This window comes from Sphingobacterium sp. E70, assembly GCF_019285695.1.
GTDB lineage: Bacteria > Bacteroidota > Bacteroidia > Sphingobacteriales > Sphingobacteriaceae > Sphingobacterium > Sphingobacterium detergens.
In genome coordinates this window covers 3,122,735-3,136,699 of the sequence record NZ_CP079104.1, presented here as the reverse complement: position 1 = coordinate 3,136,699, position 13,965 = coordinate 3,122,735, and the positions used below count along the sequence as shown (strand labels likewise).

Annotated in this window: 11 protein-coding genes and 3 pseudogenes; 10 read left to right on the top strand and 4 right to left on the bottom strand. The window is 42.7% G+C overall.

Annotated features, from left to right (window positions below; all coding sequences use genetic code 11):
- Window positions 1–264: 264 nt before the first annotated feature.
- The 8 genes and pseudogenes from KUH03_RS22235 to lipB all read left to right on the top strand — a co-directional run bounded on the left by KUH03_RS22235 (window position 265) and on the right by lipB (window position 10,325).
- Window positions 265–1,755, top strand: a complete 1,491-nt coding sequence (locus KUH03_RS22235) for a SusC/RagA family TonB-linked outer membrane protein (RefSeq protein ID WP_257096649.1) — start codon at window positions 265–267, stop codon at window positions 1,753–1,755.
- Window positions 1,752–2,234, top strand: coding sequence for a TonB-dependent receptor (locus tag KUH03_RS22230; RefSeq protein WP_257096647.1), 483 nt, complete (start codon window positions 1,752–1,754; stop codon window positions 2,232–2,234). Before KUH03_RS22235 ends, KUH03_RS22230 begins: the two co-directional genes overlap by 4 nt.
- On the top strand, window positions 2,231–3,229 hold the full coding sequence (locus tag KUH03_RS22225) for an outer membrane beta-barrel protein (protein ID WP_257096645.1): 999 nt from the start codon (window positions 2,231–2,233) through the stop codon (window positions 3,227–3,229). Before KUH03_RS22230 ends, KUH03_RS22225 begins: the two co-directional genes overlap by 4 nt.
- 10 nt (window positions 3,230–3,239) lie before the next feature.
- Window positions 3,240–5,278 (top strand): annotated as a pseudogene (locus KUH03_RS48965) (RagB/SusD family nutrient uptake outer membrane protein).
- Window positions 5,239–5,532, top strand: a complete 294-nt coding sequence (locus KUH03_RS22210; RefSeq protein WP_257096640.1) for a hypothetical protein — start codon at window positions 5,239–5,241, stop codon at window positions 5,530–5,532. The pseudogene KUH03_RS48965 and the gene KUH03_RS22210 overlap by 40 nt, the downstream one beginning before the upstream one ends.
- Before the next feature lie 175 nt (window positions 5,533–5,707).
- Window positions 5,708–7,809, top strand: a pseudogene (recG, locus tag KUH03_RS22205) (ATP-dependent DNA helicase RecG).
- A 572-nt stretch (window positions 7,810–8,381) separates the two neighbouring features.
- Complete coding sequence (hflX, locus tag KUH03_RS22200) at window positions 8,382–9,572, top strand: GTPase HflX (RefSeq protein WP_257096638.1); 1,191 nt, start codon at window positions 8,382–8,384, stop codon at window positions 9,570–9,572.
- Window positions 9,573–9,630: 58 nt separating this feature from the next.
- A pseudogene (gene lipB / locus KUH03_RS22195) lies at window positions 9,631–10,325 on the top strand (lipoyl(octanoyl) transferase LipB).
- Between the two features lie 122 nt (window positions 10,326–10,447).
- Here the strand turns inward: lipB and KUH03_RS22190 are convergent.
- The 4 genes from KUH03_RS22190 to KUH03_RS22175 all read right to left on the bottom strand — a co-directional run bounded on the left by KUH03_RS22190 (window position 10,448) and on the right by KUH03_RS22175 (window position 12,797).
- Window positions 10,448–11,461 carry a hypothetical protein gene (locus KUH03_RS22190; protein ID WP_257096637.1) on the bottom strand — a complete coding sequence of 338 codons (1,014 nt, stop codon included), beginning with the start codon at window positions 11,459–11,461 and terminating at the stop codon, window positions 10,448–10,450.
- Window positions 11,462–11,866: 405 nt separating this feature from the next.
- A complete protein-coding gene (locus KUH03_RS22185) occupies window positions 11,867–12,166 on the bottom strand; it encodes a hypothetical protein (protein WP_257096634.1) in 300 nt (99 codons plus the stop codon).
- 272 nt (window positions 12,167–12,438) lie between these two features.
- Window positions 12,439–12,645: a hypothetical protein gene (locus tag KUH03_RS22180; protein WP_257096632.1), complete on the bottom strand. Its 207-nt coding sequence runs from the start codon at window positions 12,643–12,645 to the stop codon at window positions 12,439–12,441.
- On the bottom strand, window positions 12,600–12,797 hold the full coding sequence (locus KUH03_RS22175; protein ID WP_257096630.1) for a hypothetical protein: 198 nt from the start codon (window positions 12,795–12,797) through the stop codon (window positions 12,600–12,602). The genes KUH03_RS22180 and KUH03_RS22175 overlap by 46 nt, the downstream gene beginning before the upstream one ends.
- Before the next feature lie 159 nt (window positions 12,798–12,956).
- On the opposite strand from KUH03_RS22175, the gene KUH03_RS22170 reads away from it, so the two are divergent.
- Window positions 12,957–13,466, top strand: coding sequence for a hypothetical protein (locus KUH03_RS22170; protein ID WP_257096628.1), 510 nt, complete (start codon window positions 12,957–12,959; stop codon window positions 13,464–13,466).
- Between the two features lie 50 nt (window positions 13,467–13,516).
- Window positions 13,517–13,726, top strand: a complete 210-nt coding sequence (locus KUH03_RS22165; RefSeq protein ID WP_257096627.1) for a hypothetical protein — start codon at window positions 13,517–13,519, stop codon at window positions 13,724–13,726.
- Window positions 13,727–13,965: the final 239 nt, after the last annotated feature.

The window sequence follows — 13,965 nt, the reverse complement described above, 5'->3', positions numbered from 1 at the left end:
CTATCAATTGGGGTATTGAATAACATACAATAATCATTTATTTCGCTCTCCAGCTCTATTCAATATCGTTTTCCCTAACCGACATGCTAAATGGAATTAGCCCATTACCGTGGAAAATAACTTCTGTTGTGAAAATATGTATATAAAAAACTGAATATAACACATATACTACATGAATAACAAATTATACACTACACTGAGGATGTTGAGTATTGTTCCGACAATGCTTTTTCAGCATCTTTACTACATGCGCAAAGCAGCCAAGTGAAAGGAACGGTTGTTGACGCAAAATCAAAAACTCCACTCGTGGGCGCTACCATTAAGGTATTGGGAACGTCCACAGCAAGTTCCACAGACAGTAAGGGAACATTTCAGATCAATGTAGACGATAAAAATCGTGTCCTGAACATCAGCACGATTGGCTACGAAAATAAGACAGTTACACTTGGACCGGGAGAAACAACGGTTACAATAAGCCTAGATGAGCAGACGCAACAGCTTGAAAGCGTTGTCGTCACGGCGCTGGGTATCAGCCGCGCACAGAAATCACTGACCTACTCTACACAACAGGTTAGTGGAGATGAACTGAACAAGGTTAAAAGTACCAACTTGGCCAACAACCTAAATGGTAAAGTAGCAGGGGTTAATATCGCTTCCAGCTCCTCAGGGCCAGGCGGCTCCGCAAAAGTCGTTTTACGTGGTAACAAATCTGCCTCCGGTAATAACCAAGTACTTTATGTTGTCGATGGTGTACCGATCAATAACCAAACTTTAGCCGGCCAACCAGATAATGTTTTCGGTGGTCAGCGCGATGGTGGCGACCCAATAGCTATGATTAACCCTGAAGATGTGGAAAATATCTCCGTATTAAAAGGAGCTTCAGCGGCAGCATTATATGGTAGCCAAGCCGCCAATGGTGTGATTTTGATTACAACCAAATCTGGAAAGCAAGGCCGCACAACAATTAACTTTTCATCAAGCGCCCAAATCGAACAAGCTGTATCAACACCAAAGTTTCAGAGCCAATATGGCCAAGGCTCTAAAGGCAAAAACAGTAATACAAGTGTATTTAGTTGGGGTGATAAAACGAATGGCGCTAACTATGATAATGTAGGTGAATTCTTCCGTACAGGAAGTAATTTCACAAATTCACTAACGCTATCTGGTGGTAATGAGAAAAATCAAACCTACTTTTCTTATGCCAATACCCTTGCAAAGGGAATACTACCAGAAAATGACCTGATGCGTCACAACTTCAATCTCAAAGAGAGTGCAACATTCTTTGATGATAAATTGACGGTTGAAGCAAGTGCAAACTACATTACACAAAAATTGGATAATGCACCTACTTCGGGCTTTTACTACAGTCCCTTAGTCGGCCTTTATCTTTTACCTCGAAGTTTGAATATTGCGGATTATAAAACTTACGAAAAATTTAATCCAAGTCGTAGTCTCAATGAGCAGAATTGGTTTACACTTTCGGATGATGAAACCACACAACAAAATCCCTGGTGGATTGCAAACCGGAATTCGACAAGATCGACCAGAAATCGCTTATTGTTGAACGGAAGTGCAAAATATAAAATCGCACCATGGATCAGCGTGCAGGCACGTGGTAGTGTAGACCGACGAGTGAAGTTTGGGATAGAAAGGCATATGCCGGTACACAGAAAATTCTTGCCCGCGAAAATGGTGCATATAGCTACACAAATACCACCATTACACAACAGTATGGTGATGTCGTTGCTAATATGAACTTTAATGTTAGCGACAAACTGCAGATCACAGGATTGGTCGGTACAAGTATCACCGATTGGAAAACAGAAGGAACGGATTTCACGACAGGAAAAGATGGCTTGAAGGTTCCTAATCAATTCTTTATCCAAAATACAACCACACCTGTCACCTCCACATTATCTGCCAACCGCAGACAATTACAATCCGTATTTGCCTCCGCCAATTTAGCCTATGATAATTGGATCTATTTGGATCTGACGGCTCGTAATGACTGGTCAAGTACACTTGCTTTTACTGGCACAAAGTCGTTCTTCTATCCTTCAGCAGGTTTAGGAATTGTCTTGAATGACAAGCTAAACCTCCCTGAATTTGTCAATATGGCCAAGATTCGCGGTTCTTATGCAGTCGTAGGTAACGACCTTCCGCCTTATACAAGTTTATTAACAAACACAGTGAATCCTTATGCGGTATTAACCGTTAATGATATCGCCTTTTGAAAACTTTAAAACCGGAAAAGACGAAGTCATTGGAAATCGGTACAGAATGGCGTATGTGGAATAATCGTCTGAATGTGGACCTGACCTACTACAAAACCAACACAACAAATCAGTTCTTTAAGGTAGCAGCAAGTCACGCTTCACTGAACAAACAATATGCGATCAATGCTGGAAATATCCAAAACCAGGGTATCGAAGCGTTGGTTTCATTGGATGCTATCAAGAATGATAATTTTACTTGGAACACAAGTGTAAACTTCACCTACAACAAAAACAAGATTATCGAACTTGCAGATGCTGTACCTGAATTTAATCTGACTGGAGAAGGTAGAAATAACTTTGCTTCCAAATTGGAAGTTGGAGGATCTTTCGGTGATATCTACGGACAGGATTTTGTACGCGATAACCAAGGCCGCATTATTATTTCTGCGGACGGAATTCCACAAAAAAACAACGTCTATACCAAACTTGGAAATTCCAATCCAATTTGGCAAATGGGCTGGAACAACAGCTTTAACTACAAGAACTTCAATTTAAGTTTCCTCATCGATGGCAAGTTCAACTATGACGTCATGTCGGTGACACAATCTTTACTTGACGGTTATGGTGTATCGAAAGTAACTGGTGATGCACGGGCGAATGGTGGTGTGATCGTCAATGGTGTAACACCAGATGGTAAAGCAGTCACAAAAGTGGATGCAGAGCAATGGTACACATCAACTGCTGGTATGGGGCCTGTGAGTAGCCAATATATCTATGACGGAACTGTAGTGAGATTGCGTGAGCTAACCTTTGGCTATGATTTTAACATTAAAGATAGCTTCTTCAAAAAACTTCGTGTCAATGCTGTCGGAAGAAACCTATTCTATATCTCGAAAAAGGCACCTTTCGATCCTGAAGTGACCATGTCTACGGGCAACGCACTAAGTGGTGTCGATATCTTTATGATGCCAGCAACACGTAACTATGGTCTAACATTAAACGCAACGTTCTAATAGAAATACAATGAAATTTACAATAAAAAATATATCAAAGTTCTCTCTTGCTCTATTAATTTTAGGAGGCGCTATGACGAGCTGCACCAAAAATTTTGAAGACTACAACAAAAACAATATTGGCGTTACAGATGAGGACTTAAAAGGAGACGGACAAGATCTTGTCATTTTCCTACGGAACGCTCAAATGTCTATTTATAATTTTTCAGGTGCTGGCGATCCAAACTCATATCAGGTACAACAGAATCTGAATGCAGATGTTTATTCAGGCTTCTTTATGTCGCCGACACCGTTCAATAGTGGACAGAACAACCTCAATTATGCTATGGTAAATGGCTGGAATGGCGAACCCTTCCAAGTATTATACCTCAATGTCATCAAGGCGATCGATAAACTGAAAAAGAATGGTCTTGCAGAAACATATCCAGCATTATGGGGTTCAGCCCTGGTCATCAAAGTAGAAGCGGCAAGCCGCGTTACGGATATCTATGGCCCCATTCCCTACAGCCAGGTAGGTACATCCAATACTATTCCGTACGACAAACAGTCCGATGTGTACAACAGCTTCTTTAAAGAACTTGATGAAGCGGTAACAGTATTGAAGGCCTATAAAGCAGATAGTCCAATGGCGGCAAAAATCGACCAGATTGATTTGGTTTTTCCAAATACCGATAATCAGGTAAGATTTAAAAATTGGTTGAAAATTGCCAACTCCTGCGCTTACGCCTTGCGATGCGTCTGGTTAAAGTTGACCCACAGCTAGCAAAAACACAGGCAGAAAAAGCTTTGGATCCTGCAAATGGTGGTGTTTTGGAAAGCAATTCCGATAATTTCAAGGTTACCGTACCAACAGACGGAACCTATAGCAATCCACTTTGGTTTATCGCCAAAAACTGGGCCGATACGCGTATCAATGCTACGCTTTCGTCCTACATGGTCGGACTGAAAGATCCCCGGACCTCAAAATACATGTCTCCCGTTTCAAACGACCCTACACTGACATCAGTGGCAGGCCAATACATTGGTATTCGTACAGGTGCAGAGGGTATTGAAAAAGACAAATATCAAAAACTTTCAGCACTGAATACGGAAGGTACCACACCAACCTTCACCGCAAGTACAGCACCGATTCTAATGACGGCTGCAGAAGTTTACTTTTTACGTGCCGAAGCAGCTTTAAGAGGCTGGGGAAATACAGGCGGAACAGCACAGTCACTTTATGAGAAGGGCGTGGAGACTTCATTCGCACAGTGGGGTGTTTCATCAGCTCTAAGAACTTATTTGGATGATAACACAAGTACAGCTGCCGACTATAACGACCCATTCAATGCGGACAATAATGCAAAATCACCAAGTTCATTAACCATCAAGTGGAACGATGGCGCCACGAATGAGGAAAAACTGGAACGCATCATTACCCAAAAATGGTTGGCAATCTTCCCAGAAGGACAAGAGGCATGGAGCGAATTCCGTCGTACCGGATATCCACGTTTATTTCCTGTGGTTGTCAATAACAGCGGTGGGCTGATCGACACTAAAATACAGATCCGTCGTTTGCCGTTCCCTCAGAACGAATACAACACCAACAGAGCTGAAGTACAAAACGCAATATCACTTTTAGGTGGTCCTGACAATGGCGGTACCCGCCTTTGGTGGATGTTGCGAAAGGAAATTTCTAAAAAGAATTCCCTGCAATACCGAAGCGGCTTAACCATATGGTTAAGCCGCTTTTTTATCGTTCTGATCCTCTTTATCTCCGAATTCGTCGCTCGCCCTACGCTCTGGCACAAATCACCGCTTCTAAAAAATCACAGTCATGAGAAATTTTTAATCCTCTCTGTAGCACCAGCACAAAATTCTTCGTTCAGTCAGAAAACCAAATACGCTATTATGAAAAATCTGTCCGTCCTAGGCATTACCTCCCTGCTCGCATGTACGATGCTATTTGTTGTTTGTAAATCCGAATCCCATCTTGAAAACCCCTATAAAGAAAAAAAACCGAAAAGGAATTGGAAACACTTTCAAATGAAAAATACAGCAAAATTATAGCGCTGGCCAGCCCAAAAGAATGTTCCAATGCCGATGACTGGAAAATCATAGATATCCAGACCGTATGTGGTACCAGTCATATCGCCTACCACCACTCCGTTGATAAGACCATCTTACAGAACATGATCAATGACTATAATAGGCTCATGGAAATATACCAGCCCATGATGGCGCCAAGAATCAATTGCATTCCCTATCGAAAACCGCTAGATGTCATTTGCAAGGAAGGAAAGGCAACGATTAAATACGAATAAACCGATTCAAAACAGAAAACTTTACAAGCCTAAATTTATTGATCCTAAAAAAACAGCATGTCAGATCGGTCGCCCAAATAGAAAAAAATCAGTTCAATGCAAGGATGGAAAGCCATTTGTGGAAGTATATAAATCGTAAAAATTAAATTTTTCGTATTTTAGCCACTCGAGAAGAATGGCTGAATTAAGTTTAATTACCCCGATAGAATACCTCAAAGGTGTAGGCCCCAAAAGGCAGATGTGCTCAAGAAAGAGTTACAGGTATTTACCATTGGTGACCTCTTGACCCAATACCCTTTCCGTTATATCGACCGCACAGAATTCCACAAGATACGGAAGCTGCACCCCGATATGATGGCCGCACAGGTTTTGGGACGGCTGGTTTCACTACAGCTCGTGGGTGAGAAAAGAACCAAGCGTCTCGTGGGCTCATTCAAGGACGAAACCGGCTCCATGGAGCTCGTCTGGTTCCAGTCTATTCCCTGGCTCCAAAAGTCCCTGAAAGTAGGTTCGGCCTATATCATTTATGGCAAGCCCAGTGAATTTAATGGGCAGCTATCCATCACCCATCCTGAAATGGACCTGTACAATCCGCAGGTCAAACAGGCGGGCAACATGAGCTTACAGCCCGTCTATTCCTCCACGGAGAAACTCAAAAATTCAATTTGGATACCAAAGGCATCCAACGCTTGCAGCAGACCGCATTGGAGACCGTATTTCGGAGTATCGGAGAAACGATACCCCAGGAAATAATGGCAAAACACCAGCTGGTTTCCCACCAGCAAGCCCTCGCGTCCATTCACTTTCCGAGCAACCAAAAGGAATTGAACCAGGCCATCAAGCGGATCAAATTTGAAGAACTATTTTTCATCCAGCTAAAACTGCTGAACAACAAACAACTGAACACGCAGAAATTCAGGGGTCAGCGTTTCAATAAAGTAGGCGAAAAGTTCAACACTTTTTCAATGAGCGTCTTCCATTCCCGTTGACAGGTGCACAGAAACGCGTTGTTAAAGAAATCCGTATCGATACCAATACCGGCGCGCAGATGAACCGTCTGGTGCAGGGCGATGTGGGCTCCGGCAAAACGGTGGTTGCCCTGATGAGCATGCTGCTCGCCGTTGACAACGGCTTTCAGGCCTGTATGATGGCACCGACCGAGATCTTGGCCACACAGCATTACCATGGACTCAAACAGCTCGTCGGTGATGATCTTGTCAGTATCAAGCTGCTCACGGGATCAACCGGCACCAAAGAGCGGCGGCTGATCCATCAGGCCCTCGAAGAGGGCACGCTCGACATCTTGATTGGCACCCATGCGCTGATTGAAGATAAGGTGCAATTCAAGAATCTCGGCTTCGTCGTTATCGATGAACAACACCGTTTTGGTGTAGAGCAGCGCGCCAAGCTCTGGCGCAAGAATGTTATCCCACCGCATATGCTGGTCATGACAGCTACGCCCATTCCACGGACGCTAGCGATGACGATGTATGGGGATCTCGATATTTCGGTGATCGACGAACTCCCTGCCGGACGTAAACCGATTAAAACCGTGCATTTCTTTGAAAGCTCCCGTCTGCGGATGTTTGGCTTTATGCGGGAAGAAATCGCCAAGGGCAGACAGGTCTATCTGGTCTATCCCCTGATCAAAGAAAGTGAAAAACTGGATTTGATCTATCTAGAAGCGGGGCTAGAAAATTTGCAACGTGAATTTCCTCTCCCACAATATAAAATCAGTATTGTTCACGGCAAGATGCCCGTGAAGGATAAGGATTTTGAGATGCAACGTTTTGTAAAACACGAGACACAGATCATGGTGGCAACAACCGTAATTGAAGTCGGTGTCAATGTGCCTAACGCCTCGGTCATGGTCATTGAAAACTCCGAACGATTTGGTCTATCCCAGCTCCATCAATTACGGGGACGTGTGGGGCGTGGAGCCGAGCAGTCCTTTTGTATCCTAATGTCGGGCAATAAGCTCAGCAAAGAAGGACGCCTCCGACTGGATACCATGGTACGCACCAATGATGGCTTTGAAATTGCCGAAGTTGACCTGGAATTACGCGGCCCTGGGGATATCTCCGGCACACAGCAATCCGGTGTCCTCGACCTTAAGATGGCCAATCTGGCAACAGACCAGGCCTTATTGACCGAATGTAGAAACACTGTGATCGCCATATTCAAAGAAGACCCCACGCTTCAGAGCGAAAAAACTACCTGCTCAGAAGCTTTTTGGCCCGAAAATCAGATGGCATTGCCTGGGACAAAATATCCTGATCATCAGCCACTCAGCAGTGCCGCGTTCAAATTCAAAACAAGAAGTGCCATATATTCGGCACAAACCAAATGATGGCACCTCCAGTGCTCATGAAAATGCTACATAAGCTGGGCATTCAGTTAACTATTTTCGCAATCCGAATCCCGATATCCTTCAAGGGGACGATCAACAAGGGTCAGCGGTACTACCGCATATCGCATGCAAGCTTTTAAATGCTATTTCACTTCCCCTGAGACCAGATGATCAAAAATAAAGTAAACAGATCGTCATAAATAACTTATGGGCGAACAGCACTCAATTCATTTGTATATAAAATCAAAATTATTTATTTTTGCATCATTATGAACATGATATAGAAAATACCCCTTCTTTTACTAGGCAAAAGATGGCGACTGACCGCTTACTTATTTTGAGTTGCCCTGGTAAGCAAATCACAAAAAACTTATTGGTTTTTCTTAAATTCACCTTTTTCAAAACAAAAATTAAAAGTGGAAGTATGATAAGAGGCAGACGATCGCTATGAACATAGCTGAACGCGCTCCATACACTACAATATACTTAATAGTACAAAATGGCCAGAATTAAAATACACGATACAGCAATAAAACCCGAAACAGCCGTCTTGGTCAGTGTGATCACCCAAGGCGTGACTGAGGCAAAAGCAAGGGAATATCTGGAAGAACTTGAATTTCTCGTACAGACAGCCGGTGGAGAGACCAAAGGCATGTTTACACAGAAATTAGCTTTTCCGGATAGAGCGACATTTGTCGGTAGCGGAAAACTTGAGGAGATCAAAGCCTATGTCGAAGCCGAAGAGATCGACATTGTTGTCTTTGACGATGAGTTATCCCCATCCCAATTACGTAACATCGAGAAAGAGCTCCAACGCAAAGTCTTAGACCGTTCCAATCTGATCCTGGATATCTTTGCCCGACATGCGAAAACTGCACAGGCAAAAACCCAGGTGGAACTGGCCCAATTGCAATACCTATTACCACGATTGACCCGCTTGTGGACCCACTTGGAGCGTCAACGCGGGGGTATCGGTATGCGTGGTCCCGGTGAATCGCAGATCGAAACCGATAGACGGATTATCTTGGACAAAATTTCGTTGTTCAAGGAGAGACTGAGAACGATCGACAAGCAGAATGAAACCCAGCGCAAAAACCGTGGCGAGATGATCCGCGTAGCTCTGGTAGGTTATACGAACGTTGGTAAATCAACGATCATGAATATGATCTCCAAATCTGACGTATTGATCGAGAACAAACTTTTTGCAACGCTGGACACTACGGTACGTAAGGTCGTTATCGACAATCTTCCGTTCCTGTTGTCCGATACGGTAGGTTTTATCCGCAAATTACCGCATCACCTGGTGGAATGTTTCAAATCTACATTGGATGAAGTCAGAGAAGCAGATGTGCTGATCCACGTGGTGGATATCTCACACCCTAACTTTGAAGACCATATTCAGGCGGTGAATGAGACATTGAAAGATCTGAAAGCTTTAGATAAGCCCGTTATTACAGTCTTCAACAAAATTGACTTGTACAAACCGGCTGTTGAAGAGGGACACGATGGTGAAGAGGTAGAGATTACATTGGACGATTTCCGCAATTCATGGATGGCGAAAAACTCCGATCCGGCGATCTTCCTATCTGCGACAAACAAGACAAATATCGAAGAGTTCAAACAGACACTTTACGATATCATCGTGAAGATGCACAATGAACGTTATCCATACAACAACCTGTTGTATTAATTTGACAAACATGAGGGCGGATCGTTACTGACGATCCGTCTTCTTAAAAAAATAAGCAATGAATAAAGTGGTGCAGTTCCAAGATTGGGGACTTGTAGACTATCAGGAAGCCTGGGACAGACAAGAGTCCATCTTCAAGGAGGTATTAGACGTCAAACACGACAATCGGGTCAATGCGACAACAACAGACACGCCAAACTACCTGATTTTCACAGCCCACCCCATGTCTATACCTTAGGAAAAAGCGGACACGAAGAATACCTGCTCCTGGATGAGAAAGGCCTGGAAGAAAAAGAAGCGAAGTTCTATAAGATCAACCGTGGCGGTGATATCACCTACCATGGACCGGGTCAGATTGTGGGATATCCGATTCTGGATCTCGACAACTTTTTTACCGATATCCACCTTTATTTAAGGACATTGGAAGAAGCGATCATCTTGACCTGCGCCGATTATGGTGTTCCGGCGGGGAGATACCCCGGATTTACGGGAGTCTGGATCGAACCGGACAAGCCCACGGCCCGCAAGATCTGCGCGATGGGCGTGCGCGCCTCACGCTGGGTCACCATGCATGGCTTCGCCTTTAACGTCAATACAGACCTGGATTATTTCAGCAATATCATCCCATGTGGTATCGACGACAAAGACGTGACCTCATTGAAACGGGAACTTGGTCAAGAAGTCGATATGGATGAAGTGAAGGAAAAACTTCGCGGACACATTGCCAGACTTTTTGAAATGTCAATTATATAGATCAGAAACAACAATAAACGCGCAAGGACCTGCTCAATACAGGTCCTTGCGCGTTTATGCTATCCTTAAAAATAGGAAATCCTTTAGTAATCCATTTATTTCTTTAGTCCCCTATGCTGCGATTAACAATAGTACATACAGTCGTAGCTAAACAATTTACCATCTTTAAAGGTAATGATCAGTTGACCTGCATCGCCATTTTGAAGACGGTACACATGCGGCTCCTCGATCATATTTGCGGAGAGCATATCGCCAAAATGATTGATAAAATCCCTTTCAGCGTAATTGGCATCCATATGTTCATTGCCCATCACCAAGATCTCACCATCCGAAAAGTATAACTTATAGACCGTTCCGAAGACCTTCTTTTTGTCATTTTCTTCGAATGCCACGATCATATTCGGAGTTTTATAAAAGTAACGCGGTTCCCAGCCACATTCGGGCATATCCGGTATCTCGGCAACACGTTGCATCTTTAATTGATTCATCTGAGCATCCTTGATATCTCCGTCCACGAGCGACACCCCTTTCCAGATAAAATGTAAGTTCAGCGCCGTCATTTTCTTTTCATACGCTTCAAAATCCGGCTTTTTATCCAGTTTACTGGCCAGTAGCAATTCAAAATCAATATCGACTTTCGGATTTCCCACCCCATAGGCGGCATAAGATTCCTTCCAATATGACAGGGCCGGCTTCAGATTTTTCGACTCCCGCCAAGCTAACTCCCGCAATCTCCCCACCTGAACCAGTTCTTTTTCTTGATCCTTACCTTTTACCGCCAAATAATCTTTCAGTACTTTATCATAGGTCAGTTCGGAACCCAAAAACTTCAATTGCACATATTCAGGCTGTTCATGAAAATGATCACCGATATACACCCAACCGTCGGTATATAAAGGGACATAATCAATGCATAGCAATTCATTGAGTGGTGCGCGGCGCACAGCGGTGCTTGTCGTTGTAGGCGCTTTACGGACACGCAGTTCGGACACCTGCACATAATAGTGCGGGCACTGATACCCTTCGACGCCCCGATAAAAATATTTAGCGGGCTCACCGGCAGATTTTTTTCCGTCCATGAAATTCTTCAGCGGTTGCCGGTCGATAAATCCGATATCGCCGTTGCTGACCTGCACCTTATACTGCCTATTGGTCGAGTCGAGCAGATAAATCGGCGCTTCAGTGGCAAATACCCCAAAGGATCATTGTTATTTCCAGCCTCCCGATAGAGATAGCCCCACTTGGATGTATACACAGGCCGTTCACCCGCTGGCTGCGCCATGCTTCGGTTCACAAAACAACTGTATAGGATACAGCACAGGAGTAATACTTTTCTAAACATATAGCTTGATTTCTTTAAATAGCGATGCAGATAACCATCAAAGTCGGCTAAATCCGTTGAAAACTATCCCTAAGGGCAACTCAACATTTTTAACATAACAATAGCCCGCTGATACTTAACAAAAATAGGCAAAAAGGAGGCCAAGGAAATCGCTATAATCAGCTATTTAGCGAACGAAGGGTTGATCTTATTTTGGATTTTATTTCCGATTCAGCAGTATCACCTGTCCCTCCAAAGCGGAAATTGTTTTTTCCTGCGCTTTGATCGTCTGTTCAAGCGCGGCGACCAATTGTTTGGAAACTGACGAACCTTCGGAACTGCTCGCAGCCATCTGCGGTTCGGGGCTAACGGCTCCCGCAGTACGCATCATTTTGCCTTCGCCCAACAATAACCAAGCAGGGCTAATATCCGGATGGCGGGTCAATATCGCAATCATTGCATCCGAACTCAGCGCTGTATTTTTCTGACCGCCCTTAAAATTGGCATAGGAGAGCCCCACATCTTTAAAAATTCAGTTTTACTGATGCCCTTTTTTCAGCGATCAGCAATACGCGTTCTTTTACGTTCACAATTATTCTACTTTTAAGACGCTATTATTTTAAACCAAACCACAAACCAAATCTCCCGTTTGTGCAGGAGTTTATCTTTGCAAAAAAGCGAGACCCGCTAATTCCTGTTGATTCCACAACGATTGAACAACTTATTCCCATGCAAATAATGACCAATTAGCTTCCCGTCTCGGAGAAGAAAACAAAAATTTATGGTTAGAATCTATTTATTCCGCAGCCATTCAATCTCTTGCTCAAATGAAGACAATAATCTCTCTAAAGACATAATTGTCTTCTCTTGAGATTTAATAGTCATATTTTGAGAAGCGATCAGTTGTTTTAACGTATTAATCTCCCCATTCGTGATTCCCTCCAACTCAGATGTTAGATACGTTTCTTCACTATCCTTGGCCAAAACAGGCTTAAGCATATCCCCTCACCTCTCAATAACCATTCTGAGGAATATTTGGGATATTTTTCAGCAAGATTGACCAACCACTTAGCTTGAACATCAGTATTATTCGCCAATGCACGTGTAAAAACACCCTTACTAGCCCCAATTGATGCTTCTAAAGCGGACACACTTATCCCCTTTTTCTGAAACAATCTTAATTCTCTTCAATATAGAACTCATTTACGAAAATTTTAATATTTTAAATTTGTTTTGATGAAATATAGTTCTTAAATTAGCTTTACAGAAGATAATTATAAACACACTATTTAACCAAAAACATTCCTAGCATGAAAAATACGCAAAAGAAACTAAAAGCGAAACATTTTCGCTATTTAAGCAAGGATGTAGTCAAAAATCCAATGATCTATATCAGGGATTTCTATCGCTATGAAACAAATATTATTTACTGGATGAATCATATTCAGCTTTTTGTCAACGCAGCAACTGTCCCCGAAATGACAGATCGCAACTTTGCTGAAAACGGATATCATTGCAAACAGATGATCAAACAGATTGAAGCAGCTTATGTATTTTTTTACCAATGTCAACTTCCAATACAAGAAGCCCCATTAGATTTCTTTTCCACAAAAGAAGACTACCACAACTACCTGTTTAAACTGGAATTTACCACCAACGGACATATAGCTCCTGCGGATACCATCAGTAAGTTTTTCTCCTACCAATCTCTTCAAAAATGGTATGAGACCATGGATGATATCATGCACTATCTAACGGTACCCGATTCGGGAACTACGAATACTTTGGTGATCAAATTATTGCCATACGCGAATTGTTGATTCGCCTCGCTTTCGCTCTACACTATATTTATGAAGATGAAGGAATTTCCTTGAATGTTCCTTCCTATGTAAAAGCTATAAATGATGAGCCTCATCAGTCTACCGAAAAGAAGACCAAATTACGACAGTTCATTGAACAAAGTATTGATAAAAAATATGCTCAAAAAGAAGCACAGGAAAATAGCAATGAAATAGATGAAAACCAAAGTTTGGAGACATCAGAAGTTTCTGCAAGCGAAAACAGCGACTTAAAACGATAAAATCTGATCCTCTCACTTCCGCTGGAGCCACCGAAAACAGCATAAACCGAGTGAAACGAGCTCATGAATACATGTGAAAATAAATACTTATGAATAATACCTCAATCAAAAAATAGTTGATAAACAGATAACCTAAAGAGATGAAAAAGAAAAGTAGAAAAATAACGTGGAGAGAATTTAGATATCTTCATAAACATCAGTTCAATGACCACTTGTCGACGCTCAAAAAATTTTCAGAG